Below are 522 nucleotides of genomic sequence, written 5' to 3' on the forward strand. Positions count from 1 at the left end.
CGACATCCTCGAATGGTCAAAACCCCTGCCCCCCGAGCAATGGGCCCAACGCTCCCCGGCGCTTGCAGCCGCCATCGTCCAGCGCGAAGCGGAATTGGCCGCTCAAGCCGATGCGCCGGCATGAGCACGCCAGCGGCCGGCACCACGAAGAAAGGGATGTTTTCGCGCAATGACTATCTGGCGCCGTTGCCGATCCCTACGGGGGAAAAGCCCTGTGACGTGCTCAATACCATCTGGCGCAAGAACGACGTCTTTATTGACATCGGCAACTACAGCATTGGTTCGGCGGTGATGGTGCTTTGGCCGATGGTGATGCTGTTTGCCTTCATGGGGTACCTGTTTCGAAATGATCATGACGACATGCATATTTTTGCGGTGATGACGACGTTCATCATTGGAGTACCCACCTTCTTTTTGATCCAGGGCCTCTTCCGCGAAGTCCCCTTGCCCGTCCGCTTCAACCGCCAGCGCCGCGAAGTCTGCGTGCCCCGCGACAACGGCGAATACTGGATCGTCCCCTGG

At 59.0% G+C, this 522-nt stretch carries 1 pseudogene; it reads left to right on the forward strand.

The window, feature by feature from the left end:
* Positions 1-120: 120 nt before the first annotated feature.
* Positions 121-522 (forward strand): annotated as a pseudogene (locus tag CAG31_RS28025) (hypothetical protein); the annotation flags it as partial.

The organism is Pseudomonas sp. R25(2017), from assembly GCF_002112565.1.
In the GTDB taxonomy this organism is placed as follows: domain Bacteria; phylum Pseudomonadota; class Gammaproteobacteria; order Pseudomonadales; family Pseudomonadaceae; genus Aquipseudomonas; species Aquipseudomonas ekonensis.